Below are 25,444 nucleotides of genomic sequence, written 5' to 3' on the forward strand. Positions count from 1 at the left end.
TGTCAGCACAGCATTGCCACGAAAACCTGTGCCGTCTGAGCGCCGCAGCGGGTTTTCGTACAGCCACTCAAGGTAAGCATGCCGCGGCCATACGGCCGGCATACGCACCGCAGCAGCAGCCCGGGGGAAACATGAGCTTGATCCGAACATATTTGATGGCCGCCATCGTCGCCAGCGGGCTTCTCGCTGCGCCCTTGCTGCAGGCCGCCGACATCGTCCTGCCCGATCTGGGCAGCACGCCGTCCCGTAGCACCGCGGCCAGCAACGCGCTGAAGAAGGACGCCATCTGTACGCGCTGCCACGACGAGAACGAGCCAGCACCCGTGCTCTCTCTCTACCAGACCAAGCATGGAGTACGTGGCGACAGCCGCACGCCAAGCTGTCAGTCCTGCCACGGCGACAGCGACAAGCACGTCAAGGGTGACCCCAAGGTCAAGGGACGTCCCTCGCCGGATGTGGTCTTCAAGAAAGGCGCCTATCCCAGCTCCGAGGACACGGCTCGCAATGCGCAGTGCATGAGCTGCCACAAGAACAGTACCAAGCACAACAACTGGGATGGCAGCCAGCACCAGGTCAATGGCGTGGCCTGCAGTGATTGCCACGTCTCGCACACGCCACACGACAAGGTGCTCAACAAGAAAACGCAAGCCGATGCCTGCTTCGCCTGCCACAAGGAGCAACGCGCCGACAGCCACAAGATCTCGGCGCACCCGGTCAAGGACGGCAAGGTCGCCTGCTCCGACTGCCATAACACGCATGGCGCCATCGGCCCCAAGCTGCTCAAGAAGAACACGCTCAACGAAACCTGCTTCATGTGCCACGCCGACAAGCGCGGTCCGATGCTGTTCGAACACCAGCCGGTGGTTGAAGACTGCGCCAGCTGCCACACCGCGCACGGTTCGAACATCACGCCCTTGCTCAAGTCGCGGGCGCCGGTGCTGTGCAGCGAATGTCATGACGGCACCCACATCAGCCGGAACCCGGCGGCCGCCAACATGGCTGGCAAACAAGGTGGCTTCACCGGCACGCCGAGTGGCAGTGCCACCGGACGTTCCTGCACCAACTGCCACAGCCAGGTCCACGGGTCCAACAGCCCCGCTGGCGGCTACTTGTTGCGCTGATTGCCGGAGACAGCCATGAACTTCCGTAACGATACGATCAAACTGAGCCACGTCTTTCTTGCTGTCAGTGCAGCACTGCTGTCCATGCAGGCACGCGCTGAAGATGACAATGACGAAGTCTTTGCCCTCAAGCACCCGAGCAACTACGTCGAGATCGGCGCCATCAACAGCTCGCGGGGTTCAGCCAAGGCCGGCGAATACAACGGCCTCGACGAGCGCGGCGCGCATCTGAAACTCAATCTCGATGTGCGCGGCGGCGACGCTTACAGCAAAAACGAGGAAGGCGGCATCACCCGCTGGTCACTCAGCGGCACCGACCTGGGCCTGAGCTCACGCGCCATCGCTGCTACGCTGGCGCGCCAGGGCAGCTGGAATCTGGGCTTCGGCTACGACAGCCTGCGCCACAACATCAGCGACAGCTACCAGACGCCGTATCAGGGCAGCATGGGCGGCAGCAGCTTCGTACTGCCGAGCAATTTCGGTCTGGCCAGCAATACCAACGCCCTCAGTGCCACCCAGCTGTCGGCAATGCAGACACAAAAGATCTACAGCACACGCGAGAACACCTCGGTGGCTGGCGGCATCGAACTGAGCCCGCAGCTGAGCTTCAATGCCGATTTCAATCGCCTTGAGCAGAGCGGTGCCAAGCTGATCGCCGTCGGTGCCGCCTCCAAGGCGGGCGGCGCGACTGCGCAGACCATCTCGATCCTGCCGATGCCCACCGACTACCGTACCGACACCACCAATCTGGCCTTGAGCTGGAAGGGTGAAAAAGGCCTGCTCACCAGCTCGTACTACGGTTCGTACTTCCGCAACAACAACGACCGGCTGAGCTTCCAGACCTACGCCGGTGCGACCACCATGCAGAACATGGCGACCGCGCCGAGCAATGATCTGCACCAGCTCAATCTTGACGGACACTACGCCCTGGCCAGCAAGACCAAGCTGACCGGCAGCCTGTCCTACGGTCGCAATACCCAGAACGCATCGTTCTACGCCGACCCCGGCATGCTCAACGCCGCACTGCCGACCAGCTCGCTGGACGGCCGCGTGATCACCAAGAACATGGCACTCAAGCTGAGCAATCAGGACATCAAGAACCTGAATCTCTCCCTCAGCGCCAAGCTCAATGAACGCAACAACCGCACGGCATCGAATATCTATCAGTTCAATGCGATCAATGCCAACGACGTGGCGGCCTATCCGAACACCCCGCTGAGCGTGAAAAAGACCCAGTACGAGCTGGCCGGCGACTACCGTATCAGCCGCGAGCAAAGTGCCCGCCTGGCCTACACGCACGAGGAAACGCATCGCTGGTGCGGCCAGTACGCAGTCAGCGCGACCTATCCGGCCGGCACCAATTGCGTGGTCGCCACCGCCACCTCCGATAGCAAGATCGACGGCGGCTATCGCATCCGCGCCTTCGACAGCCTCGATCTGCGTATCGGCTATAGCTACGACCATCGCCGCACCGACTCTGATCGCTATGCCAAAGCCGCCTTTTCCGGCAACACCAGCACCCTCGGTGCGGGCGTCAATGGCGGCGACTTCTACGGCTTCTACCCCTTCTTCGATGCCTCGCGCACCGAGCAAGTGCTCAAGACCAGCCTCAACTGGCAAGCCAGCGAAGCGCTCTCGCTCGGCCTCTCCGGCCGCTACACGGGCGACCGTTACGACGACTCCACTTACGGCGTGCAAAACGGCGACGGCTGGAGCATCAGCCTCGACTCCAGCTATGCCTACAGCGACAAGGGCACGCTGTCAGTCTACGTCTCGCAGCAATATCGCCGCCGCGACCTCCGTGTTCTCAACGCCCTGCCCGCCAATGCCTGGAGCAATGTGTTGCAGGACAAGGACAACAGCCTCGGTCTGAACCTCACGCAAAAAGGCCTGCTCGGCGGCAAGCTGGAACTTGCCGGTGACCTCAACTACTCGGTCGGCAAAACCTCCTACAGCACCAAGGTACCCTATCTGGCAACCTGCAGTGCCGCCGCAACCCTCACTTGTGGCAGCGCGCCGGATATCTCCAGCCAGACCGTGCAACTCAAATTCAGCGGCCTCTACAAGCTGGACAAAACCTCCAGCCTGCGCGCGCAATACGTACTCTCACGCCTGAGCAGCAATGACTATTACTACAACGCCTACCAATACGGCTACACGCCCAACACCGTGCTGCCGACCAATGAGCAGGCACCCAGCTATACCCAGCGCATCATCGAGCTGAGCTACGTGCATCTGTTCTGATCCATTGCGCGCTTCACGCAAAAAGGCAGGCGAAAGCCGCAATACCGTTCAGTTAGGCTATGCGCATGTTTGATGCGCTGGCTTTGGACGCAAAGGACGCAAAGGAAAAGCAAAGGTCCACAAAGGAAACGATTTTTTGGTTTCCTTTGCGGACCTTCTGTCTTTCTTCGCGACCTTTGCGTTGAAAATCCGTCGCCCAAAGAACTGAATAGGTCTTAACTGAACTGCATTACGGCGAAAGCCGGCCTTTTTCCATGCCGCCTCCCCCTCACGAGTGCGTGTTGACGATGGATCCGCTTGCCGCCGGTGCGCTGGCGGTGGTCTGTGGCGCACGTGGCACGCCTGCGCTTGCCGCGCTGACCAGCTTGTTCAAATCGTTGATCAGATTGGCCAGCGCTGCTGGGCTCATGGTGATGACATTGGCGTCCTGGGTCGCAGACTGGCTGCTGCCCGTTGCCGCGGTGCTTGCGCTGCTGCTGCCATCCGCAATGGTGCTGGCCGCAGTCTGCGTGCCTGTCGCCGCCGAGCCCTGCGACTGCTGCAAAGCGCTGAACAGGTTATGGATCAGCGCATGCAGGGCTTGCTCCGTCGGGTTCTCCTTCTCCGCGACAGGGCCGGCCGTTGTGCCGCTTGCTGCTGTGCTGGTGGCCGTGCTGGTGGCCGCGCTCTTGCCAGCATTGCTCGCCGCCGCAGCCAGGGGCTGCAGCACCTTGCCCGCTGCGGAGTTTGCCGTCGTCGTATTGACCGTGCCGGGCGCAGTAGTACTGGTGCTTTCAGTCGTCGAACTCTTGGAGGGTTTGTTGTTGGCAATCAGGGCGCCAACCGCATCCGATTTGTCCGCTTTCTTCGGCGCCACGCGACTGCTGAGCGCCGGATTATCCCTGTTGCTGAGGCTTGAAACATTCATGATGACTCGCTCCGGAAAAGGATGAATAGAGGGTGACCATCGCGCTCGCCTGCCACGTGATCGCAGATGAAGCCTCTATTGCAAGTCAGCGTCCACTTTCCCGCCTGAAGAGGTAATAAACCGTTAAGACAAACAAGTCATTGATTAACAAAACAAAAACAAGAAACACAGGACTCATTCCATGCCCACCAGGCAGATGAGCCCCGAAAAACGATCTTCTGGGACCTCGTAACAGACCGGGGCAACATCAGCCCGCGCGGCAAAACTTGCCGGCAAACCCTGCGCGTCAACACGCTTTATTGCCGCCCGGTCTATGCTTGCGGCGTTGCGCATGAATCAGCCCGCACACTCAGCGCGTAGTCAACACATCAGGCGCGGCCGCATCGCTTGTCGTGACAACGACACCTCAGATCCATCACCATGCGTCACAGCACATCAATGTGGGGGCGTGACAAATCACTGCCTTGCCGTTGCAGCAAACCCACCGCGAAAAAAGAAGTACAGACTGGGCGCCAGGCACGCAAATAGTTGGGCATCAGGCGATGATTGCCACCGCGAAACATCCGCTGCAATGCGCTTCGCTTATTGCACCCACGGACCTTCGCCAGCAAATGCCTAGCCTGCTGTCGTTCAATCCAGCATTTCATGAACTCCATCCTTCGCCAGAAACTTCCTTTCTATTTTTCACCATTCTCAGCACATCCTCATAACCCGCCAATCCCCGTGCCAAGCTGTAAGCCTGCGCATCAAGCCGCGCCTGCGCGCGTAGCGGCTCACCGGCTTGCGGGTCGGCGAGTGCGTTGAGAATCTGCTTGGCGAGTTGCGCGCTGTCGAAGAAGTCGCAGAGCGTGCCGTTCTCGTTATGCCGTATCACTTCGCGCACCGGCGCGGTGTCGGAGGCGATGATGCGGCAGCCGCTGGCCATGGCTTCGAGCAGGGACCAGGAGAGGACGAAGGGGTAGCTGAGGTAGACGTGGACGGCGGAGACTTGCAGCAGCTTTTTATAGCTGGCGTAGGGAAGCTTGCCGAGGAAGTGGATGCGGTTCAGGTGTTCGGGGGATAGCGTATTTGTATTCTGATCGGCTATTGAATCGGTCGCCCTCTCCCCCTGCCCCTCTCCCGTGACGGGAGAGGGGTGTGTCAGCTCGCGGAGCAGCTTTTCGCGCCAGTTAGCAGCGTCCTTGGGGCGGCTGCCGTAGCTGACTTCGTCACCGCCGAGGATGAGCACTTGCGCGCTGGGATGCTGGCGCAACACGGCTGGCAGCGCGCGCATGAAGCGGTGGAAGCCGCGATAGGGTTCGAGGTTGCGGGAGACGAAGGTGATCAGGGGTTGGCCGGCGTGGAAGCTGAGTTGGTGTTGTGCAGACTCTAGCGCTGGCCCCTCTCCCGGCGCTGACGCGCCACCCTCTACAATTGCCCTCTCCCCTAGCCCCTCTCCCACGAGCGGGAGAGAGGAAGGCAGGCTGCGCGGCGCAATCCTCAGTACCGCCTGCGGATCAGGCGCCAGGCCATCAAGGGCGATGCCTTCGTGCACGACACAAATCTTGTCCTGATACGCCGCCGGGAAGCGGCTTTTCTGCCAGTGCGTGGGGGCGATGGCGGCGTCGCAATTTTCGAGGTTGAGCAGGTGCAGCGCGTTCCAGGTGCGGATGCGCAGGGCGTCGTCGAGCGTGGTCGGGAATTCCGGGTCGAAGCCAAAATCCGCGCCTTCGCTGCTGTAGTACCACTCGCAAAAATGAATCAGGCGCGCGTGTGGAAAAACGTCTTTGGCATACAAAGTCTCGCCCCAGCCCGGATGCGCGAGGATGGTGTCGGGCTCAAAGCCTTTGCGCTTGAGCTCGCCAAAGGCGCGCACCACGGCCTGACCGTGCAGCACGGCCGCATCCATCTGACGCAAGTAGGGATGCGTATCGGCTTTGACCTCGCGGTGCAGCGTGTATCTGAACCAATTGAAATTCGACAAACCCGGCGCGGTTTCGCGGCCCAGGCCGACGACTTCAGCCCCGGACTGCTGCAGATGCAAGGCGATATGGCGGAACTGGCCGGGGAAGTTCTGGTGGATGATGAGGATGCGACGACGCTGGCCAGTCGCCCCAGGCTGTCGAGTGGAATCAGACGCTGCGTCCTGTGCCATACCGCCGCCTCGTTGTTCAAAAAATCATGCCAGCTGGCTGAGTTGTGCTGCCTCGGTCTTCATTCCTCACGCCAGAAGCGGGAAGCGCTTCCGGGCAAGCCACTCAGGCCTCCGGCAAAGCGCCGCCGCCCTTCTTCATGACCTTGCCTTCTTCGGCACGCTTGCGGCGCACCTCCTTGGGGTCAGCAATCAGCGGGCGGTAGATTTCGATGCGGTCGCGGTCGCGCAGCGCGGTGTCGGCCTTGACCAGCTTGGCGTAGATGCCCAGCTTGCACTGCGCCAGATCCAGCTCGGGGTAACGGGCAAGCAGGCCGGAGGCGTCGATGGCCTGCTGCACCGTGCTGCCGGCGGCGAGCTTGAGCGTCAGCAGCTCCTGCTTGTGCGGCAAGGCGTAGCACAGTTGGACGGTGATCGGCTCGGACATGGAGGCTTCCTTTGAAGACAAATCTATACGGAGTCGAGCTGCTCGGCACGCTTGACGAAGGACTCGACGAAGGTGCTGGCGATATGGCTGAACACCGGATTCAGCGCCTTGTCGAGCAGCTTGCTGGCGAACTCGTAGTGCAGGCGGAATTCGATCTTGCAGGCGGTATCGCCCAGCGCCTTGAACAGCCACTCGCCTTCGAGATGGCGGAACGGGCCGTCGCGCAGCTGCAGCTTCATCGACAGCGGCGCCTGCTTTTCATTGGCGGTGGTGAACTGCGTGCGGATGCCGTGATAATTGACCTTGAGCGTGGCCACGGTGAGCGTGTCGCTGCGCTCGACGACCTCGGTGCCGCCACACCAGGGCAGGAAGGCCGGGTAGTGTTCGACATCATCGACAAGGGCGAACATGCGCGCGGGGGTCTGCTCGATCAGGACGACTTTTCGGACTTCCGACATTGAAATGGCTTGACTGCTAAAATCAGCATTCTAACGCAAGCGCCCCTTGCACTCTTCTCCGGCCCACATCCAGCAATGAGCATCATCGACAACCGCAAGGCTTTTCACGACTACTTCATCGAAGAGCGCTACGAGGCAGGCCTCGTGCTCGAAGGCTGGGAGGTCAAAGCCATCCGCGCCAACCGCACGCAGATCAAAGAAGCCTACGTGACCCTGCGCGGCGAAGAGGTGGTCGTCGTCGGCATGCACATCAGCCCGCTGCTGGCCGCCTCCACCCACATCAAGCCGGACCCGGTGCGGCCGCGCAAGCTACTGCTCAAGGCCAACGAGATCGCCGGCCTGATCGGCAAGGTCGAACGCGCCGGCTATACCCTCGTCCCGCTGGATCTGCACTACACACGCGGCCGCGTGAAAATGGAAATCGGCCTTGCCAAGGGCAAGAAGCAATACGACAAGCGCGACAGCGAAAAGCAGCGCGACTGGGAGCGCGAGAAACAACGCCTGGTGCGCGACAAGGCGCGCTGATAAAGGCATCTCAAGGCCTAAGGGCACACCCTTCACCGCAAAGGCGCGAAGGAAACGCGAAGGGCCGCAAAGGAGACGAGGTTGTGCTTTCCTGTTGCTGTGCTGCCGGAGCCTGCAAGCACTCGTTCAAGCCGAGTGACGCGTAGCGTCGTATCGAGGCCGGCCTCCGATCACTCGTCCCTTGATTCGCCGGCCCCTCGATACACGCGCTGCGCGCGCAACGGGGCGAACGGAGTTTGGGTAGCGCGCAGGCTTTCAGCGCAAAGGCACTGGCTTCACCGCAAAGGCGCAAAGGCGCAAAGGGCCGCAATGTGGCTCATGCAGTTCAGTTGAGGCGTATCCGTTTTAAGCGATGAATAGTTCATCGCCCAGGCAGCAGAAAAACATAAGGCAGCTAAGGGCAGCAAGAACCGCCTTTTCTTTGCGAACCTCTGCCTTTCTTCGCGCCCTTCGCGTCTATATATCGGCGAGCAAAAATGTAATGCGCCTCAAAACTGCGCTACCGCAAGGTGGCTAGTTTGTGCTTCTGGCAACGCCAACTCACCACTCCCGCCCCCTCACTCCTCCAGCGCCTCGACCACCGCCGGATACTCCACAAAGCCCTGCTCGCGGCAGAAGCTCAAGAGACGAATCCCTGCGCTCTGCGCGATGCGGATGGCCAGTGCGGTGGGCGCCGAGATGGTGGCCAGCACCGGCACATTGAGGCGCGCGGCCTTGCGCACCAGCTCGTAACTGGCGCGGCTGGTGAGAAAGACCAGGCCACTTTTCGGATCGATGCCGGCCTTGGCCATCCAGCCCAGCAGCTTGTCGAGCGCATTGTGGCGGCCGACATCTTCGAACACACGCAGGATCATGCCCTCGTTGGTGCACCAGGCAGCGGCATGCGCGCATCCGGTGGCTTGGGTGATCGGCTGATGCTTGGGCAGTTCGGCGAGAATGCGTTGCAGAGCGGCGGAACCCACTTGCGCCGCCGAGCTGGCATCGACCGGCTCCGGCCGCAGATCAAGCAGGTTGAGGCTCTCGATGCCGCAGATGCCGCAGCCGGTGCGGCCGGTGAGCGTGCGGCGCTGATGCTTCAAGCGCAGAAAAGCCGGCTCGGCAATGTCGAGCTTCACTTCGATACCGCCGGCGCCGTGCCAGCAGATATCCACATCGTATATCTCGTGCAGACTGCCGACGATGCCTTCGGAGAGCGCGAAGCCCACCGCGAAGGCTTCCAGCTCGGTCGGCGTGACCATCATCACGGCATGCGAGATGCCGTTGAAGACCAGGGCGACCGGGCACTCTTCGGCCACTTCGTCCTGCGCCTGGATGATTTCATCACCACGATGGCGAATGACCGGCAAGCTATACGAGGCGACCGGCAGCGACTCGCCATCGACCACGTTGTCACACGGCATCAATTCGCCACTGGGCACGGCGGGCAATTCAAGGATTTCTGCGGGCACGATGTTCATCCTCCGGTCTGTGACATGAAGCGCGTAATGCGCTGTGGTGCTTCTCTAAAAGTATGGCGATGCGGTTTGCGCTCGATGGCCTCAATGATCGCCTGCGTCAGCGCCGCGTCGTCAGCCCCGCTGCGCAGCAAGGGCCGCAGCGCGACACGCGCCTCCTCGCCGAGGCACAGGTAGAGCGTACCGTCGACACCAAGGCGCACGCGATTGCAACTCGCACAAAAGTGCTGGGTGATCGGCGTGATGAAACCGATCTGGCTGCGCGCATCGCGCGTCTGCCAATAGCGCGCCGGCCCGCCGCCGAGCTCGGCCGAACAGGGCTGCAAGTCAAAAGCTTCGACCAGGCGCGCGCGCACCGGCTCCAGCGGCAGAAAGCTGGCGCTGCGCCCGGCCTCGCCGACCGGCATGGTTTCAATCAGGCGCAGGATGAAACCGTGCTCGATGCAGAACGCCGCCATGTCCTCGATCTCATGCGCATTGACGCCCTGCATGGCGACCATATTGATCTTGATCGGCGCCAGGCCAGCCGCCTTGGCCGCCATGATGCCATCGAGAATCGCTGCCAGGCTATCGCGCCCGCACACCTGGGTGATGCAGGCGCGGTCCAGCGAATCCAGGCTGACATTGATGCGCGCCAGCCCCGCCGCCTTGAGCGCCACCGCGTGCTTGCCCAGCTGCGTGGCATTGGTCGACAGCGAAAGATCGCGCAAGCCGGGCACGCTGGCGAGCTGGCCAACCAGATCGACAATGCCCGCACGCAACAGCGGCTCGCCGCCGGTGAGGCGCACACGCGCCACGCCAAGCCGCGCAAAGGCGGCCACCACGCGGCGAATCTCCGCAAAGCTCAACCAGTCTGCCGGCTCGGCGTAATCGCCCGCGGCCGACTCACGCGGCCGGCAATAGCTGCAGCGCAGATCGCAACGGTCGGTCACCGATACGCGCAGGTAATCGATGCGCCGCCCGTAGCGGTCTTCGAGCCGTGGCGCAGCTATCGATGTCATGTGCATGGCAAGCAAAGTAGTCACTCAAGAATGCGCGATTGATCCGCCGACTCCAATTTAAATACCGTTCGGCCCGAGTGCGCCCGAAGGGTGCGTATCGAGGGCCTGGCCTGCCTCGATACAGCGCTTCGCGCCACTCGGCACGAACGGTTGCCAGGACTCGACCAAACTCCATATGGCCAGAGCGCGGCCTCAGTACACCGCTCAGGCCGGCACGCCCTGTGCTGCGCGCGCCATGTCGGCCTTCATCTTGCCGTAGGTCTGGCGCACATGGTTTTCCGCCCAGTGCTGATCGGCAATCGGCTGAACATTGACCGCGCAGTACTTGTACTCCGGCGTTTTCGAGATCGGATCAAGCTGATCGACCGTGAGCTCGTTGCAGGCGCCGATCCACCATTGGTAGGTCATATAGACCGCCCCCGGATTCACCCGGTCATTGTGGTTCGCCCGCGTGATGACCTTGCCGCGACGCGAGGCCACCCAGACCAGGGACTGATCCTTGATGCCGAATTTCTTTGCGTCATCGGGGTGGATCTGCACGAAGCCGGGTTCATCCGCCAACGTCTGCAGCGCCGTGCAGTTGCCGGTCATCGAACGGCAGGAGTAGTGGCCCACTTCGCGCACGGTGCACAGGCCCAACGGATATTCCGCATCGACCTTCTCCAACGGCGCGCGCCATTCGGCGCCGAAGAGCTGGGCCTTGCCGCTCGGCGTGTCGAACTTGTTGCCCTTGTAGAGCCAGGGCGTGCCGGGCGAATCCTCAGTTTCACAGGGCCATTGCACATAGCCCAGGTCGGCCATCTTCTCGTAAGTGGCGCCGGTGTAGAGGTGGCACAGGCTGCGCAGCTCGTCCCAGATTTCCTGCGCATTGTTGTACTTCATAGGGTAGCCCATGGCGGTCGCCATCAGGCTGTGGATTTCCCAGTCGTCCTTGACATCGCCCTTGGCCTCGACCGCCTTGTAGCAGCGCTGGAAGCCACGGTCGGCGCTGGAGAACACGTTCTCGTGCTCGCCCCAGGAGGTCGCCGGCAGAATCACATCAGCCACCATCGCCGTCTTGGTCATGAAGATGTCCTGCACGATGATCAGCTCAAGCTGCGAGAAAGCCTCGCGCAGCATGCCCAGATCGGGATCGGTCTGCAGCGGGTCTTCGCCAAAGATGTAGTAGGCCTTGAGCTTGCCCTCGTGGATCTTGTGCGGAACTTCGGTGATGCCGATGCCCTTCTCCGCCGGAATGCTCGGCACGCCCCAGGCCTTGGCGAATTTTTCGCGCGCGGCAGCATCCGTGACCGGGTAATAGCCGGGCAGCGTATTGGGCAGCGCGCCCATGTCGCAAGCGCCTTGCACATTGTTCTGACCCCGCACTGGGCCGACGCCGACATTCGGCCGGCCCAGATTGCCGGTAATCGTCGCCAGGCTCGACAAGCCCTTGACCACGTCTACGGCCTGCCCCCACTGCGTCACGCCCATGCCCCACAGGATGGTCGCGGTCTTCGCACCGGCATACATGCGCATCGCCTCGCGCACGAGCTGCGGGTCCAGACCGGTGATCTCGGCGGCATACTCCGGCGTGTACTTGGCGACCATCGCCTTGTACGCCTCGAAGCCTTCGGCGTACTGCGCGACGAAGTCGGCCTTGTAGAGATTCTCGTTGATCAGCACATTGGCAAAGGCATTCACCAGCGCCATGTTGGAGCCGTTCTTGAGCGGCAGGTACAAATCTGCCAGGCGCGCGGTTTCGATATAGCGCGGATCACAGACGATGATCTTGGCGCCCTTTTCCTTGGCCTTGAGGATGCGGCGCGCGACGATGGGATGCGAATCAGCGGCGTTGTAGCCGAACACCAGAATGCAATCGGTATTTTCGATCTCGTTCATCGAGTTGCTCATCGCACCATTGCCCAGCGTCACCTGCAGACCGGCCACCGAAGGGCCGTGGCAGACGCGCGCGCAGCAGTCGATGTTGTTGGTGCCGATCACCGCACGCGCGAACTTCTGTGCGATGTAATTGGACTCATTGCCAGTGCCGCGCGAGGAGCCGGTGACCATGATCGAATCGGGGCCGTGCTGTTCCTTGATCGCTTTGAGGCGCGAGGCGGCGAAATCGATGGCTTCGTCCCAGCTCACCGCTTCGAACTCGGCACCGCGCTGGCGGCGGATCAGCGGCTTGGTCAGGCGCGGCGTAAGCAGCTTGGTGTCGTTGAGGAAGTCCCAGCCGTAATAGCCCTTGAGACAGAGCTCGCCTTCATTGGTGACGCCCTGGGCGCCCTCGGCGCCAACAATCTTGTTGCCCTCGACCAGCAGATTGATCTTGCAGCCCGAACCACAATACGGGCAGACGGTAATGACCTTTTTCATCTCGAAAAACCCTTTCGTGAACGCTTCAGAACTGCACGCCGGCGGGAATATCCAGCGCGGCCTGTTGCTGGCGGCGCAACTGGGTGGCCGCCATTCTGTCCTTGTCGATCATGTGCAGGGCCTTGGTCGGACAGGCCGGAATACAGGCCGGGCCAGTCGGGCGCGTTGCGCACAGATCGCACTTGAGCGCCTGCGACACATGACGCTGCGTGCCATACACCGCACCTGCAGGCGCTTCGGCCGCCACGGTGACGACATTCATCGCACCAAAGGGACAGGCCACCACACAGCTCTTGCAACCGACGCAGCGCGACTGATTGACCAGCACGCTGTCGGCACCATAGGTAATGGCGCCGCTCGGGCAGGCACGCAGACAGGGCGCGTCGTCACACTGGCGGCAGAGCACCGGCGCTGTCACCCGGGCATTGCGCACCACGGTCAGACGCGGGCTGAAAGTTGCGGGCGTCAAAGCCTCATGCGCGGACTCCGTCTGATGCGCCAGGGCGCAGGCAATTTCGCAAGTACGGCAGCCGATACATTTACTCGCTTCGGCGATGACAAACCGGTTCATTCCTGTCTCCTAATATGGGCTCAAGACTGCGACGCAGGTCCTCGAAAGACCATCCTGCGGCAAGCTGCCATCTAACGCGTATATCGCCAGCCGTACCTAGATGCGGATCAAACAAAGCGCAACCATCGTGCGCAAGGGAATGGCCCCTGGAACCTATCGCCCGCGAAGTTGACGATAGTCGTCACCCACGTATTGACTTCGCGCCATGCTGGGGCCATGCACGAGCTCAGCCTGGCCGAACGCGCCCTCCAGATCGTCGACACCGCAGCCCGCCAGGCGCAGGCAAGCCGTGTTACGCGCATCCGTCTGGCCGTCGGCGCGCTGGCGCATGTCGATGCGGAGACCTTGCGCTACTGCTGTGAGCTGGTCAGCCGCGACACCCTCGCCGCCGGTGCGCAGATCGACATCGAGCGCCTGGCTGGCCGCGCCCATTGCCAGCGCTGCGCCGCCGATATCGAACTGACGCAGTTCGGCCAGACCTGCCCGCACTGCGGCAGCTACGCGCTGCAGATCACCGCCGGCGAAGAGCTGCAGGTACTCGATGTCGCCATCGAACAAGGAGTCATGCCATGTGTGTAAGCTGTGGCTGCGCCGCGGGCGACAGCACGATCGATGGCCATCCGGCCGCCTCTCACGGCGTCAGCGCCTACAGCAAGCGCGCGCGCAGCACGCCGCAGTTCCGCCTCGGCACCTCACCGCAGCTAGCGCCGCTGGAACTGAACCACGCGCCCGGCGTGAGCGGCGAACGCCTGCTGCGCATCGAACAGGACATCCTCGCCGGCAACGACAGCCAGGCCGAGCAGAATCGCCAGCGCTTCATCACACGCGGCTTGCTGGCACTCAATTTCGTCTCCAGCCCTGGCTCGGGCAAGACCAGTTTGTTGGTCGACACCATCAAGCGCTGGCAGCAGCGCACACCGCTGGCGGTCATCGAGGGCGACCAGCAAACCGCCAATGATGCCGAACGCATTCGCGCCGCAGGCGCGGCGGCCGTGCAGATCAACACCGGCAAGGGCTGCCACCTCGATGCCCACATGGTTGCGCAGGCGCTGGACCGGCTCGAAGCGAATGCCGCGCTGCCGCAGGACGGCCTCTTGCTGATCGAGAATGTCGGCAACCTGGTCTGCCCCGCCGCCTTCGATCTGGGCGAAGCGCACAAGGTGGTGATCCTCTCGGTGAGCGAAGGCGAGGACAAGCCGCTCAAATACCCGGACATGTTCCGCGCCGCCGAGCTGCTGATCATCAGCAAGATCGATCTGCTGCCCCACCTCGATTTCGATGTAGACCAAGCCATCCGCTACGCCCGCAGCCTGCGCCCCGAGCTGCCGGTGATCTGCCTGTCGGTCAGAAGCGGCGAAGGCTGCGAGGACTGGCTGCGCTGGCTCGAAGACGGCTGCAGCCGGGCGCATGCCGCCATCCCGATTGAGGGCCCGGCGCCGTGATGCGCGAACGCCTCAGCCTGCGTGGTCTCGTGCAAGGCGTGGGTTTCCGCCCGCATGTGCATCGCCTGGCCAGCGAGCTGGGGCTGAGCGGCTGGGTGCGCAATGATGCCAACGGCGTGACACTCGAAGCGCAGGGCAGCGCCAGCGCCCTGCAAGCCCTGCGCACTCGCCTGCTGCGCGAGGCACCCGTGCACGCGCGCATCGAGGCCTGCGAGTCGGAAGCGCTGGCGCCTACGCCTGACAGCAGCGCTTTCGAGATCCGCCAGAGCGAGGCTGCGTCGTCCGGCCAAGCCGCCATCGGCGCCGACACCTGCACTTGCCCAGCCTGCCTCGCCGAGTTGTTCGAGCCCGGCAATCGCCGCTATCGCTACGCCTTCATCAATTGCACCGACTGCGGCCCGCGCTACAGCATCGCCGAGGCCCTGCCCTGGGACCGCGCGCGCACCAGCATGGCGGGCTTCGCGCTGTGCCCTGACTGCGCCGCCGAATATGAAGCGCCCGCCAAGCGCCGCTTCCACGCCGAACCGAATGCCTGCCCAGTCTGCGGCCCGCAGCTGCACTTGCTCGATGCGCAGGGGCAGGCCGTCGCGGGTGACGCCATCGCGGCAAGCCTCGCCCTGATCCAGCGCGGCGGCATTGTCGCCATCAAGAGCCTGGGCGGCTTCCATCTGGCCTGCGATGCGCGCAATGCGGCAGCCGTGGCGCGCCTGCGCGCACGCAAGCAGCGCGAAGAAAAACCCTTCGCGGTGATGCTGGCGAATGTCGCCTCGCTCGCCACGCTCGCTGAAATCAGCCGCGCTGAACAAGCTGATCTGCAGAGTACGGCGCGACCCATCGTGCTGCTGCGCAAACGCGTAGGCGCCGATGCCCAGCTCACTGGCGTGGCGCCGGATCTGGCCTGGCTGGGCGTGATGCTGCCCGGCACGCCCCTGCACTACCTGCTGTTTCACGACGCCGCTGGACGCCCGCCCGGCAGCGCCTGGCTCGATCAGGCCCAGTCACTCGCGCTGGTGATGACCAGCGCCAATGTGCATGGCGAACCGCTGATCAGCGACAACACCGAAGCGCTGGCGCAGCTTGCGGACATCACCGACGCCTTCCTGATCCACGACCGCGACATCGTGATCCGCTGCGATGACAGCGTGCTGCGCCGCCTGCCCGGCAGCGATCACGCACAATTCATCCGTCGTGCGCGTGGTTACACGCCCGCAGCGATTCCCCTCACGGGTGCAGGCGCAGGCACACGCGCGGGCGCAAACGTCCTCGCAGTCGGCGGCTACTACAAGAACACCTTGTGTTTCACGCGCAGCAGCGGCACGCGCAGTGAAGCCTTTCTCTCGCAGCACATCGGCGATCTCGATCGCGTCGCCAACTGCCGCGCACTCGAAGCCGCCGTCAATCATCTGCAACAGCTGCTGCAAGTGAAACCGCAGGCGATTGCGCACGATCTGCATCCGGATTTTTTCAGCACCCAGCTTGCGCTGCGCCTGGCCGCGCAATGGCAAGTGCCGGCCATCGCCGTGCAACATCATCACGCCCACATCGCGGCCGTGCTCGCCGAGCATCAGCTCGACGAGCCTGTGCTCGGGCTCGCACTCGATGGCGTCGGTCTGGGCAGCGATGGCAGCGCCTGGGGTGGCGAACTGTTGCGGGTCGATGGCGCGCATGTCGAACGCCTCGGCCATCTGCAGCCGATTGCCCTGCCCGGCGGTGACCGCGCCGCGCGCGACCCCTGGCGCATGGGTGCGGCAGCGCTGGCCCAACTCGGCCGGCATGCGGAGATCCGCACACGCTTTGCCGACCAAAGCGGCGCAGCACTGCTGGCGCAGATGCTCGAACGCGGCACGCCGATGACAACCAGCATGGGCCGCTACTTCGACGCTGCAGCGGGCTTGCTGGGCATCCAGCCACAAATGAGTTTCGAGGGACAGGCTGCGATGCGCCTGGAAGGACTCGCCGCAAGCTACGGCACGCTCCAGCTACGCAGTCCGCTGCATGAAATTGAAAATGCCGACGGCCTGCTGCAGCTGAATCTGGCAGCGACGCTCAATGCCCTGCTCGATTCCACGCTGCCCGTGGCGCAGCGCGCGGCGCTGTTCCACGCCGCCCTGATCGAAGCGCTCGCCGAGTGGGCACAAGCCGCCGCAGACGCGAGCGGCATCCGCACGCTCGCCTGCGCTGGCGGCTGCTTTCTCAACGCGATACTTGCCAGCGGCCTGCGCGCAGCCCTCGCCCGGCGCGGCCTGCGCATGCTCGAAGCGCGCCTCGCTCCGTCCAATGACGGTGGCCTGGCGCTGGGACAAGCCTGGGTGGCGCAGCGCGCACTCGCCGACAGTGCCCTTGCAGTACGGCGGCCGGCCACTGCGCGTCAAACCCACCCTGGCCATGACAAGAACAACGAGGAACACAGCCCATGTGCCTAGCCATCCCCGCCCGCGTCATCGCGCTCTTCGGTGAAGACCGCGCACGCATCGACCTCGCTGGCGTGCAGAAGGAGATCTCCATCGCGCTTGTTGAAGATGTGGCCATCGGCGATTACCTGATCGTCCATGTCGGCTATGCCATCGGCAAGATCGACCCTGAGGAAGCGGCCGAGACACTGGCGACTTTCGCAGCAATGCGCGCCACGCACGAAGGGGCGTTGCCGCTGACGCCGCCGCTGGCTTGAAGGTCTGCGCCATGAAATACATCGACGAATTCCGTGATGGTGAGACCGCCCGCAGCATTGCCGCGCTGATTGCCGCCGAAGCACAGCCACAGAAAAGCTACCGCCTGATGGAGTTCTGCGGCGGCCACACGCACGCGATCTCGCGCTACGGCCTGCTCGATCTGCTGCCCGCACAGGTACGCATGATTCACGGTCCTGGCTGTCCGGTCTGCGTGCTGCCCATCGGCCGCATCGACAGCGCCATCGCGCTGGCCAGCACGCACAAGCTGATCCTCTGCACCTATGCCGACACCCTGCGCGTGCCGGCCTCCGGCGGCCTCTCGCTGCTCAAGGCCAAAGCCCGTGGCGCCGATGTGCGCATGGTCTATTCGGCCGACGACGCACTGCGCATCGCAGAGGAAAACCCGTCACGCGAAGTGGTGTTCTTCGCCATCGGTTTCGAGACCACCACGCCGATGACGGCGGCCGTCATCCAGCAAGCCGCGCGGCGTTCACTCAGCAACTTCAGCGTGTTCTGCAACCACGTGCTGACGCCCGCCGCGATGCAGCACATCATGGAGTCCGCAGCAGACCCGGACGCCGTCGCACTCGATGGCTTTGTCGGCCCCGCCCATGTCAGCACCATCATTGGCAGCGCGCCTTACGAAGCCTTCACACAACGCTACAAACGCCCGGTGGTGATCGCCGGTTTCGAGCCGCTGGATGTCTTGCAAGCGGTGTTGATGCTGGTGCGCCAGATCAATGCCGGCCGCTCCGCAGTCGAAAACCAGTTCAGCCGCGCCGTCAGCGCTGCCGGCAATATCAAAGCACAAGCCATCGTTAGCGATGTCTTCGAACTGCGCGAAGCATTCGACTGGCGCGGTCTGGGCGAAGTGCCGCTGAGCGCGCTGACAATACGCTCCGCATACAGCGCTTTTGACGCTGAACAGAAATTTTCGATCGCCTATCGTCAGGTCGCTGACCCCAAGGCTTGCGAATGCGCAGCGATCCTGCGCGGCCACAAGCATCCGGCCGACTGCAAGGTGTTCGGCAGCGCCTGCACGCCCGAGCAGCCCATCGGCGCCTGCATGGTCTCCTCTGAAGGCGCCTGCGCCGCGCATTACACCTATGGGCGGCACAAGGTGATGGCGATTCGCGCTACAGGTGTCGCAGCATGAGCACACCCTTTCCCCGCCCCATCAATTTCCGCGACGGCCGCGTGGACATGAGCCACGGCAGTGGCGGCCGCGCAATGGCGCAGCTGATCCACGAACTCTTCGTCACGCACTTCGACAATGACTACCTGCGCGCGCAGAACGATGGCGCCTGCTTCCCGCTGCCCGCTGGCAGCGGCCGCATGGTGATGGCGACCGACAGCCACGTCGTCTCGCCACTGTTCTTTCCGGGCGGCGATATCGGTTGCCTGGCCGTGCACGGCACCGTCAATGATGTCGCCATGGCAGGTGGCAGGCCGCTTTATCTGTCTGCCGGCTTCATCCTTGAAGAAGGTTTTCCGCTCGCTGATCTCAAGCGCATCGTGATCTCGATGGCCCAGGCAGCGAAAGAGGCCGGTGTGCCGATCATCACCGGCGACACCAAGGTCGTCGAAAAGGGCAAGGGCGATGGCGTGTTCATCAACACGACGGGCATCGGCATCGTGCCGCCAGGCATCGATCTGGCGCCGAGCAAGATCCGCGCGGGCGATGCCATTCTCGTCTCCGGCATGCTCGGTGATCACGGCGTGGCGATCATGTCGCTGCGCGAGAACCTGTCCTTCGACACCGCCATCCAGTCCGACACCGCCGCGCTGCACGACCTGGTCGCCACGATGCTCGCTGCGGTGCCCGAGATCCGGACTTTGCGTGACCCCACGCGCGGCGGCCTCGCCACCGTGCTCAATGAATTCGCGCTCGCTGCGCGCTGCGGCATGCTGATCCGCGAGCCTGTGATCCCGATCCGCCCGGCCGTCAATGCCGCCTGCGAACTATTAGGGCTTGACCCGCTTTACGTCGCCAATGAAGGCAAGCTCGTTGCGATTTGCCCGGCCGAGCGCGCCACCGAACTGCTCGCACTGATGCGCGCTCACCCGCTGGGCGCGGATGCCGCCATCATCGGTGAGGTGATTGAAGACGCCAACCATTTCGTGCAGATGGAAACCGCCTTCGGCGGGCGGCGCATGGTGGACTGGCTCAGCGGCGAGCAGCTGCCACGCATCTGCTGAAGCCCTGATTACTTCGCACCGCCCGCCACCGCGCGGTCGATGATCTGCTCGCCCAGCTGGGTGTTCTTGTCCAGCTCCAGCGCCTGATGCAAGGGCGTTGCCGCACTCGATTGCGCTGCGGCGGGCGGAATCTCGGCCGCCGGCACCACGCTCACGCGATCTCCCGCCACGGCTTGCCGTGTAGCGCCCGCCGGGCAGGCTGCATCGGTATAAGTCACCTCGCTAGCGTGCACGCACTTGTGCAAAACAGTCTTCGCCTCTGCCTGCGCCGCAGACGGTAACGCCAGTTCGCGTTGCAGGCTATTGAACGCCGGCAAGCTCTGCTGCTTGACCGTCGCCAGCAGACGATGACGATGCGGCCAGGCTGCGAGCAGCAGACAAACCAGGACCACCAACAGAATCAGTTTTCGCACAGGGAACTCCGAGAGGCTTCAAGCCGCATGCGGCGTACAAATGCGCTGCCCTCAGAGCTCGGGGCCTTCAATGCGCTTGAACGGTCCGATGCAGGCGTCCAGGGATTCGTTCCTGCACATGATCATCTGATCGCCCGCCGGACTGAAGCGCAGGTAATTGACGGCCGTGTCACCAATTGGCGTGTTGGCGCCCGAACAGTCTGGCTTGCCGTTGTTTTTGACGATGGTGTCAGTGAACGTGTAAAAGCCTTTAGCCGACGGAACGCTCGCTATTTCGTAGCGGCTCTCCGAGCGCTCTTCGCCACTGCTGACCTCACTGGTGCCGTCTGCTTTGAAGAGATAAATCTCGCTGCATTGCAGACTCGGCACCTTAAGCTTCCAGTAGCCGATGATCGGCGGAGCTTTTCGCAACGGGAAGGTGGTGGCACTGGCCGGCATCATGCACAGGGCGATGGCGGTCACAAGACTGATGAACACTGCGGCTGTGCGCTTCACATATGTCTCCTGCTGAAAAGTCCGGCCAATAGCTCTTGGCCAAACCGCAAAGCATACTGCTGGATGCCGTCGGGGTCATCTGCCTGGCGAGCGGACACAAAAAAACCGGGATCAGCCCGGTTTTTTTTGCGGCCTTGCCAGAACTGGCGCTCAGCGCGAGATGCCTTCGGAACCATCACTCTTCATCAGCGCCTTCACTTCGTCGGCGGTGACGAGGTTGAAGTCGCCGTAGATGGTGTTCTTCAGCGTCGCGGCGGCAACCGAGTACTCCAGCGCCGTGGCATCGTCACCCGGGTAGTTGATCAGGCCGTAGATGATGCCGGCGGCGAACGCGTCGCCCACGCCGACGCAGTCCACCACGTGCTCGATGGCATAGGTGCGCGCTGCAGTGAGCTTGCCATCGGCGTAGAGCAAACCGGTGAGGATGTGGTGATTGGCGTCCAGGGTATTGCGCAAGGCCATGAAGGCCTTCTTGCAGTGAGGGGCAGCGGCCTGCACGCCCTCGAAGAAGCGCTGGTGCGCAGCCAGGTCGATGGCCTCATGTGCGCTCTTGACCTTGTAGGGCACGGGCTCGACGCCGAACACCACCTTGTATTCGCTGCCGGTGCCAAACAGCACGTCGCACTTGTCAAGCAGCGGGCGCATCACGTCCTGGGCGCACTTGCCGTATTGCCAGAGGTTCTTGCGGTAGTTCAGATCGCAGGAGACGGTCAGCCCCATTTCCTTGGCGATCTCCACCGCCTGCAAGGTGGTATCAGCAATGCCTTGCGAGAGGCCGGGGCCGATGCCGGACCAGTGGAACCAGGTCGCGCCAGCGAAGATCTTGCGCCAGTCGATCATCTCCGGCGTGAGTGTGGCAAACGAGGAATTGGCGCGGTCATAGACCACCTTGGAGACGCGCTGCGCCGCCGGATTCTCGTAGTAGTAGAGGCCCAGACGCTCGCCGCCATAAACGATGTTGTCGGTCTTGATGCCGTGCGAGCGCAGCTCCATGAGGCAGGCTTCGGCGATATCGTTCTTCGGGAAGCGGGTGACGAATTCGCTGTTCAGCCCCATGTGCGCGAGCGACACCGCACAGTTGGTTTCGCTGCCGCCAAAAGTCGCAGAAAAGGAATTGGTCTGCGACAGCTTGAGGTAGCCGGGCGGCGTGAGCCGCAGGAGAACTTCGCCGAAATTTACGATTCTGTGTGCCATGTGTTTACCTGCCTGAGGGCATGTTGATGTGGCGGACCAGAGCTGGCCCGCCGCGGGTCCTGCGCCAGCACCTGTGCTGCCTAACGGCGCGGCAGATGCTCGCTGGGATTGATATAGGCAAAGGGCAGGCCGACGAACACCACGCCGCCGACGATATTGCCCAGGGTGGAATAGATCAGGTTGTGGATCGCATCTGCCACGCTGATGCTGCCGTGCCCCAGGATCGACATCGAGAAAGTGCCCATGTTCGCAATCGAGTGCTCGAAGCCCAGGTAGAGGAAGATGAAGACGATCAGCACCAACACGGCGATCTTGGCGATGTCTTCCTTGCAGCGCAGGGCCACGCGCACGGCGAGACAGACGATCCAGTTGGCAAGAATGCCCTTGAAGAAGATCACCGAGCCCGCTTGGTGCACCTTGTGTTCCGCACCGGTGTAGAGCGCATGGTCGGCCGGCAAGGCATCGAGCACGCCAGCGCCGTAGAGCAGGCCGGCGACGACCAGGGCGCCAGCAAAATTCCCCAAGTAACAGGCCACCCACAGCAGCACCGACTGGCTCCAGCTGGTGCGCCCCTCGGCAGAGGAGACGGCCAAGTACATATTGTTGCTGGTGAACAGCTCGGCATTGGTGAACACGATGATGGTCAGACCGACGCCGAAGAAAGCGGAGGCGATGACCTTGCCGACGCTCACATCGTGAAGGTTGTAGCTCAGCGACCAGAACACGAAGAGCACGATGGATAGCTGCATGCCCGCGAGCACCGAGCGCGTGAGGTAACGGCCGGGATCATGGTGCAGCAGAGACAACTTGCGAACGCCGCTCTCTGCAGCTTTTTCGACGTAATCACGATCAATCATCCCAGGAACTCCTTATTGTTGTTATGCATTCAAGCACGAAAGCACTTGCAAAGGCCGCCCCCGCCGCCTGGAGCGGACAGGAAACGATCAAGCGCCCCGCCATATTGCAGAAAGCCCCTGCCCTGCAGACTTAAGGCGAGTCAACACGGCGCGCCTCGGCGATTCAGTTGTTTTTATCGATCCATAAAAAAATGCATAAAAGTGCGCCTGGCGTGACTCAGGGTTGACCCCGGCCAACTGCGCGCGCGCAAGCTGGGGGTGTAATGCCTGCCGAAAGTCTGCAGTTTGCCTGTCGGGCTGCAGCGAAAGGGAGGATGCCCGGGTGATGAACCGTTTCGTGATTGCAGAACCTGCTCAATGCATAGGCTGCAATACCTGCATGGCGGCCTGTTCGGTGGTGCACCGGCAAGCAGGCCTGCAGAGTCTGCCCCGCTTGACCGTCATGCGCGACGCGGGCCGCACGGCACCGATGCTCTGCCGCCAATGCGACGACGCACCCTGTGCGCGTGTCTGTCCGGTCGCCGCCATCAAGCAAGGCAAAGATGCCATCGAGCTCAACGAGACCCTGTGCATCGGCTGCAAGCTCTGTGCAATCGCCTGCCCCTTCGGCGCCATCACCATGGGCGGCACGCCCTGCAGTGGAGTGTTGCCCGTCTCCAACCAGTACATCTCGCCGGCCATGCTCCACACGGGTGCGCCGGGCGAAGCCAGCAGTGACAGCCAGACCACCCTCGACTCGATTCTCGCCAGCAGCCCCGGCGTGAAAAGCGTGGCCGTGAAATGCGATCTCTGCGCCAGCCGCCCGAGCGGGCCGGAATGTCTGCGCGTCTGCCCGACCCACGCGCTCTACCTGGTCGACCACAAAACACTCGATACGCATAGCGAGGCCAAGCGCGAACTGGCCGCCGCAGCGCTGGCCGCACCGATGGGCTTCATGGACACACAGGAGCCCGGCGCATGAGCGGCACACCCTTGTTCTTCCTGCTGCTCTCGGTGCTGCTCTATCTGGGCGGCGCGGTAGCATCCCTGCTGCTTGCCCGCCACGAGAGTCTGGCGATCCGCTGCTCGGGCCTCGCCGGCATGCTCGGCGCGCTGGCCGGGCTGGCGGCTGCGATCCCGGTCCTGCATGGCGCCGGCACCCAGCTCTACGCGGTGGCGGGGCCGTTCAGCTTCGCGCATTTCGTGGTGCGGCTGGACCCGCTGGCGGCGCTGATGCTGCTGGCCATCTCGCTGCTGATGTTCGCCAGCGCGCTCTACTCGCTGGCCTATGTGCGCGAATACGCCGGGCGCGGCGCCTGGGCGATGGGCTTCTTCCTCAACAGCTTCGTGGCGGCAATGGTGGCCCTGGTGGTGGCCGACAATGCCTTCTACTTCCTGATCTTCTTCGAGCTGATGTCGCTCGCTTCGTATTTCCTCGTCATTTCTGACCAGGACCCGGAAGCGGTGAGCGCCGGCTTCCTCTACTTCCTGATTGCGCACGCCGGCTCGGTGCTGATCATGGTGGCCTTCTTCATCCTCTACAGCCATAGCGGCAGCCTGGATTTCGACAGCTTCCGCAGCGCCCATCTGAGCGCACCACTCGCCTCTCTGGTATTCCTGCTGGCCTTCTTCGGCTTCGGCGCCAAGGCCGGCATGGTGCCACTGCACAGCTGGCTGCCGCGCGCCCACCCGGCCGCGCCCTCGCACGCCTCGGCGCTGATGTCGGGGGTGATGGTGAAGATCGGCGTATTCGGCATCATCAAGGTCGGCGTCGACCTGCTCGGCGCGCACCTCGCCTGGTGGGGGCTGATCGTGCTGGGCTTCGGCGCCGTCTCTGCCGTGCTCGGCGTGCTCTACGCGCTGGCCGAGCACGACATCAAACGTCTGCTCGCCTACCACACGGTGGAGAATGTCGGCATCATCCTGATGGGCGTCGGCACCGGCATGATCGCCCTGGCCGGCGGGCACACCGAACTGGCGGGCCTGGCCTTGCTGGCGGCGCTCTACCACACGCTCAATCATGCGGTGTTCAAGGGGCTGCTGTTCCTCGGCGCAGGCGCCATCATCTTCCGCACCCACAGCCGTGACATGGAGCAGATGGGAGGGCTGGCGCGCCGCATGCCGCTCACCGCGACCTGCTTCCTGATCGGCGCGATGGCCATCTCGGCGCTACCGCCGCTCAATGGCTTCGTCAGCGAATGGTTCACCTACCAGGCGCTGTTCTCGCTGAGTCAAGGCGCAGATCTGGCCAGCCGCATCGCCGGGCCGATTGCCATCGTCATGCTGGCGCTGACCGGTGCGCTGGCCGCCATGTGCTTCGTCAAGGCGTACGGCATCAGCTTCTCTGGCGAAGCGCGCAGCAGCGGCGCCGAACACGCACAGGAAGTGCCGCTGAGCATGCGTGCCGGCATGCTCTTGCTGGCCCTCGCCAGCATCCTGCTCGGGCTCGGCGCGCCGCTGCTGGCGCCGCAACTGGCTGCCGTAGCCACCTCGCTGAGCGGAGGAGCGGCGATCAGTGTCGCGCAGGGCAGCCTGGTCTTCCCCAGTCAGGCACAGACCACCACGCTGTCCACGCCCTTGCTGGCGATCCTGCTGATCGCCATTCCGCTGCTGCCGCTGCTGATTCTCGGTGCGCTCAAGGGCGGCCGCCTGCCGCGTCGCCAGCGTGGCGAATCCTGGGCCTGCGGTTATGGTCAGGAAGCCATCATGAGTGTCTCGGCACACAATTTCGTCGGTCCCTTGCACGAGATGTTCGCCCCGCTCTACCACCTGCGCGAACACCTCGATCCCTCAGCGCGCCTGCGCCGCAGCCTGGACTGGCTGATTGCCGCCAGCACACGCCTCGAACCGCTGTGGGACATCCATGTCGTCAGCCGTGTGGCCAGCCTGGTGACGCGTAGCGGCCAGTTGCTGCAAGGCCTGCAGGGCGGCGATTTCCGCATCTATTGCCTCTACGTGCTCGTCACCCTGGTGATCTTGCTGGTACTGGTGGTTTAGGA

At 63.1% G+C, this 25,444-nt stretch carries 23 protein-coding genes; 11 read left to right on the plus strand and 12 right to left on the minus strand.

Going from position 1 to position 25,444, the window contains the following annotated elements; genetic code table 11:
• Window positions 1-131 precede the first annotated feature (131 nt).
• Both ABDB84_RS04690 and ABDB84_RS04695 read left to right on the plus strand, forming a co-directional pair.
• Entirely contained in the window at window positions 132-1,121 is a 990-nt protein-coding gene (locus ABDB84_RS04690; RefSeq protein WP_345918532.1) for a DmsE family decaheme c-type cytochrome, read from the plus strand.
• Window positions 1,122-1,136: 15 nt separating this feature from the next.
• Entirely contained in the window at window positions 1,137-3,365 is a 2,229-nt protein-coding gene (locus tag ABDB84_RS04695; protein WP_345918533.1) for an MtrB/PioB family decaheme-associated outer membrane protein, read from the plus strand.
• 268 nt (window positions 3,366-3,633) lie between these two features.
• On the opposite strand, the gene ABDB84_RS04700 is transcribed toward ABDB84_RS04695, so the two are convergent.
• From ABDB84_RS04700 to ABDB84_RS04715, 4 genes are all read right to left on the minus strand, one after another.
• Entirely contained in the window at window positions 3,634-4,272 is a 639-nt protein-coding gene (locus tag ABDB84_RS04700; RefSeq protein WP_345918534.1) for a hypothetical protein, read from the minus strand.
• Window positions 4,273-4,915: 643 nt separating this feature from the next.
• On the minus strand, window positions 4,916-6,406 hold the full coding sequence (locus ABDB84_RS04705) for a glycosyltransferase family 4 protein (RefSeq protein ID WP_345918535.1): 1,491 nt from the start codon (window positions 6,404-6,406) through the stop codon (window positions 4,916-4,918).
• A gap of 103 nt (window positions 6,407-6,509) precedes the next feature.
• On the minus strand, window positions 6,510-6,830 hold the full coding sequence (locus ABDB84_RS04710; protein ID WP_345918536.1) for an RnfH family protein: 321 nt from the start codon (window positions 6,828-6,830) through the stop codon (window positions 6,510-6,512).
• Window positions 6,831-6,853: 23 nt separating this feature from the next.
• Complete coding sequence (locus ABDB84_RS04715; protein ID WP_345918537.1) at window positions 6,854-7,288, minus strand: type II toxin-antitoxin system RatA family toxin; 435 nt, start codon at window positions 7,286-7,288, stop codon at window positions 6,854-6,856.
• A 75-nt stretch (window positions 7,289-7,363) separates the two neighbouring features.
• Between ABDB84_RS04715 and smpB the strand changes: the two genes are divergently transcribed.
• Window positions 7,364-7,813 (plus strand): SsrA-binding protein SmpB, encoded by a 450-nt coding sequence (smpB, locus tag ABDB84_RS04720; protein ID WP_345918538.1) that lies wholly within the window; start codon window positions 7,364-7,366, stop codon window positions 7,811-7,813.
• A gap of 557 nt (window positions 7,814-8,370) precedes the next feature.
• Here smpB and fdhD read toward each other — a convergent pair.
• The 4 genes from fdhD to ABDB84_RS04740 all read right to left on the minus strand — a co-directional run bounded on the left by fdhD (window position 8,371) and on the right by ABDB84_RS04740 (window position 13,197).
• The gene (gene fdhD / locus ABDB84_RS04725) at window positions 8,371-9,270 is read right to left on the minus strand and encodes a formate dehydrogenase accessory sulfurtransferase FdhD (protein WP_345918539.1); all 900 of its coding nucleotides are present in this window, start codon (window positions 9,268-9,270) and stop codon (window positions 8,371-8,373) included.
• On the minus strand, window positions 9,267-10,268 hold the full coding sequence (gene moaA / locus ABDB84_RS04730) for a GTP 3',8-cyclase MoaA (protein ID WP_345918540.1): 1,002 nt from the start codon (window positions 10,266-10,268) through the stop codon (window positions 9,267-9,269). The genes fdhD and moaA overlap by 4 nt, the downstream gene beginning before the upstream one ends.
• Window positions 10,269-10,472: 204 nt before the next feature.
• A complete protein-coding gene (fdhF, locus tag ABDB84_RS04735; protein ID WP_345918541.1) occupies window positions 10,473-12,626 on the minus strand; it encodes a formate dehydrogenase subunit alpha in 2,154 nt (717 codons plus the stop codon).
• A 25-nt stretch (window positions 12,627-12,651) separates the two neighbouring features.
• Window positions 12,652-13,197: a 4Fe-4S dicluster domain-containing protein gene (locus ABDB84_RS04740; protein WP_345918542.1), complete on the minus strand. Its 546-nt coding sequence runs from the start codon at window positions 13,195-13,197 to the stop codon at window positions 12,652-12,654.
• Between the two features lie 216 nt (window positions 13,198-13,413).
• On the opposite strand from ABDB84_RS04740, the gene hypA reads away from it, so the two are divergent.
• The 6 genes from hypA to hypE are packed head-to-tail and all read left to right on the plus strand — an operon-like array spanning window position 13,414 to window position 19,507.
• Window positions 13,414-13,776, plus strand: a complete 363-nt coding sequence (gene hypA, locus ABDB84_RS04745) for a hydrogenase maturation nickel metallochaperone HypA (RefSeq protein ID WP_345918543.1) — start codon at window positions 13,414-13,416, stop codon at window positions 13,774-13,776.
• On the plus strand, window positions 13,767-14,639 hold the full coding sequence (gene hypB, locus ABDB84_RS04750) for a hydrogenase nickel incorporation protein HypB (protein WP_345918544.1): 873 nt from the start codon (window positions 13,767-13,769) through the stop codon (window positions 14,637-14,639). The genes hypA and hypB overlap by 10 nt, the downstream gene beginning before the upstream one ends.
• A complete protein-coding gene (gene hypF, locus ABDB84_RS04755; RefSeq protein WP_345918545.1) occupies window positions 14,639-17,062 on the plus strand; it encodes a carbamoyltransferase HypF in 2,424 nt (807 codons plus the stop codon). The genes hypB and hypF overlap by 1 nt, the downstream gene beginning before the upstream one ends.
• Complete coding sequence (locus tag ABDB84_RS04760) at window positions 17,053-17,307, plus strand: HypC/HybG/HupF family hydrogenase formation chaperone (protein WP_345918546.1); 255 nt, start codon at window positions 17,053-17,055, stop codon at window positions 17,305-17,307. Before hypF ends, ABDB84_RS04760 begins: the two co-directional genes overlap by 10 nt.
• 11 nt (window positions 17,308-17,318) lie before the next feature.
• Window positions 17,319-18,464 carry a hydrogenase formation protein HypD gene (hypD, locus tag ABDB84_RS04765; protein WP_345918547.1) on the plus strand — a complete coding sequence of 382 codons (1,146 nt, stop codon included), beginning with the start codon at window positions 17,319-17,321 and terminating at the stop codon, window positions 18,462-18,464.
• Window positions 18,461-19,507, plus strand: a complete 1,047-nt coding sequence (gene hypE / locus ABDB84_RS04770; RefSeq protein WP_345918548.1) for a hydrogenase expression/formation protein HypE — start codon at window positions 18,461-18,463, stop codon at window positions 19,505-19,507. Before hypD ends, hypE begins: the two co-directional genes overlap by 4 nt.
• Window positions 19,508-19,515: 8 nt before the next feature.
• Here the strand turns inward: hypE and ABDB84_RS04775 are convergent, their stop codons facing one another.
• The 4 genes from ABDB84_RS04775 to ABDB84_RS04790 form a co-directional block, all read right to left on the minus strand.
• Window positions 19,516-19,920 carry a hypothetical protein gene (locus tag ABDB84_RS04775; protein ID WP_345918549.1) on the minus strand — a complete coding sequence of 135 codons (405 nt, stop codon included), beginning with the start codon at window positions 19,918-19,920 and terminating at the stop codon, window positions 19,516-19,518.
• A 51-nt stretch (window positions 19,921-19,971) separates the two neighbouring features.
• Complete coding sequence (locus ABDB84_RS04780; RefSeq protein WP_345918550.1) at window positions 19,972-20,415, minus strand: hypothetical protein; 444 nt, start codon at window positions 20,413-20,415, stop codon at window positions 19,972-19,974.
• A 150-nt stretch (window positions 20,416-20,565) separates the two neighbouring features.
• Window positions 20,566-21,609, minus strand: a complete 1,044-nt coding sequence (locus ABDB84_RS04785; RefSeq protein WP_345918551.1) for a PfkB family carbohydrate kinase — start codon at window positions 21,607-21,609, stop codon at window positions 20,566-20,568.
• Between the two features lie 80 nt (window positions 21,610-21,689).
• Window positions 21,690-22,466, minus strand: a complete 777-nt coding sequence (locus tag ABDB84_RS04790) for a formate/nitrite transporter family protein (protein ID WP_345918552.1) — start codon at window positions 22,464-22,466, stop codon at window positions 21,690-21,692.
• A gap of 325 nt (window positions 22,467-22,791) precedes the next feature.
• Here ABDB84_RS04790 and ABDB84_RS04795 point away from each other — a divergent pair, with 325 nt between their 5' ends.
• A complete protein-coding gene (locus ABDB84_RS04795; RefSeq protein ID WP_345918553.1) occupies window positions 22,792-23,427 on the plus strand; it encodes a 4Fe-4S dicluster domain-containing protein in 636 nt (211 codons plus the stop codon).
• Window positions 23,424-25,442 (plus strand): hydrogenase 4 subunit B, encoded by a 2,019-nt coding sequence (gene hyfB / locus ABDB84_RS04800; protein WP_345918554.1) that lies wholly within the window; start codon window positions 23,424-23,426, stop codon window positions 25,440-25,442. The genes ABDB84_RS04795 and hyfB overlap by 4 nt, the downstream gene beginning before the upstream one ends.
• Window positions 25,443-25,444: the final 2 nt, after the last annotated feature.

The sequence above is a fragment of the Uliginosibacterium sediminicola genome (assembly GCF_039631295.1).
Lineage (GTDB): Bacteria > Pseudomonadota > Gammaproteobacteria > Burkholderiales > Rhodocyclaceae > Viridibacterium > Viridibacterium sediminicola.

What these genes read in the sequence shown, in the direction of transcription:
- ABDB84_RS04690 (WP_345918532.1), top strand. Translation starts at nt 132, where the DNA reads ATGAGCTTGATCCGAACATATTTGATGGCCGCCATCGTCGCCAGCGGG.
- ABDB84_RS04695 (WP_345918533.1), top strand. Translation starts at nt 1,137, where the DNA reads ATGAACTTCCGTAACGATACGATCAAACTGAGCCACGTCTTTCTTGCT.
- ABDB84_RS04700 (WP_345918534.1), bottom strand. Translation starts at nt 4,272, where the DNA reads ATGAATGTTTCAAGCCTCAGCAACAGGGATAATCCGGCGCTCAGCAGT.
- ABDB84_RS04705 (WP_345918535.1), bottom strand. Translation starts at nt 6,406, where the DNA reads ATGGCACAGGACGCAGCGTCTGATTCCACTCGACAGCCTGGGGCGACT.
- ABDB84_RS04710 (WP_345918536.1), bottom strand. Translation starts at nt 6,830, where the DNA reads ATGTCCGAGCCGATCACCGTCCAACTGTGCTACGCCTTGCCGCACAAG.
- ABDB84_RS04715 (WP_345918537.1), bottom strand. Translation starts at nt 7,288, where the DNA reads ATGTCGGAAGTCCGAAAAGTCGTCCTGATCGAGCAGACCCCCGCGCGC.
- smpB (WP_345918538.1), top strand. Translation starts at nt 7,364, where the DNA reads ATGAGCATCATCGACAACCGCAAGGCTTTTCACGACTACTTCATCGAA.
- fdhD (WP_345918539.1), bottom strand. Translation starts at nt 9,270, where the DNA reads ATGAACATCGTGCCCGCAGAAATCCTTGAATTGCCCGCCGTGCCCAGT.
- moaA (WP_345918540.1), bottom strand. Translation starts at nt 10,268, where the DNA reads ATGACATCGATAGCTGCGCCACGGCTCGAAGACCGCTACGGGCGGCGC.
- fdhF (WP_345918541.1), bottom strand. Translation starts at nt 12,626, where the DNA reads ATGAAAAAGGTCATTACCGTCTGCCCGTATTGTGGTTCGGGCTGCAAG.
- ABDB84_RS04740 (WP_345918542.1), bottom strand. Translation starts at nt 13,197, where the DNA reads ATGAACCGGTTTGTCATCGCCGAAGCGAGTAAATGTATCGGCTGCCGT.
- hypA (WP_345918543.1), top strand. Translation starts at nt 13,414, where the DNA reads ATGCACGAGCTCAGCCTGGCCGAACGCGCCCTCCAGATCGTCGACACC.
- hypB (WP_345918544.1), top strand. Translation starts at nt 13,767, where the DNA reads ATGTGTGTAAGCTGTGGCTGCGCCGCGGGCGACAGCACGATCGATGGC.
- hypF (WP_345918545.1), top strand. Translation starts at nt 14,639, where the DNA reads ATGCGCGAACGCCTCAGCCTGCGTGGTCTCGTGCAAGGCGTGGGTTTC.
- ABDB84_RS04760 (WP_345918546.1), top strand. Translation starts at nt 17,053, where the DNA reads ATGTGCCTAGCCATCCCCGCCCGCGTCATCGCGCTCTTCGGTGAAGAC.
- hypD (WP_345918547.1), top strand. Translation starts at nt 17,319, where the DNA reads ATGAAATACATCGACGAATTCCGTGATGGTGAGACCGCCCGCAGCATT.
- hypE (WP_345918548.1), top strand. Translation starts at nt 18,461, where the DNA reads ATGAGCACACCCTTTCCCCGCCCCATCAATTTCCGCGACGGCCGCGTG.
- ABDB84_RS04785 (WP_345918551.1), bottom strand. Translation starts at nt 21,609, where the DNA reads ATGGCACACAGAATCGTAAATTTCGGCGAAGTTCTCCTGCGGCTCACG.
- ABDB84_RS04790 (WP_345918552.1), bottom strand. Translation starts at nt 22,466, where the DNA reads ATGATTGATCGTGATTACGTCGAAAAAGCTGCAGAGAGCGGCGTTCGC.
- ABDB84_RS04795 (WP_345918553.1), top strand. Translation starts at nt 22,792, where the DNA reads ATGAACCGTTTCGTGATTGCAGAACCTGCTCAATGCATAGGCTGCAAT.
- hyfB (WP_345918554.1), top strand. Translation starts at nt 23,424, where the DNA reads ATGAGCGGCACACCCTTGTTCTTCCTGCTGCTCTCGGTGCTGCTCTAT.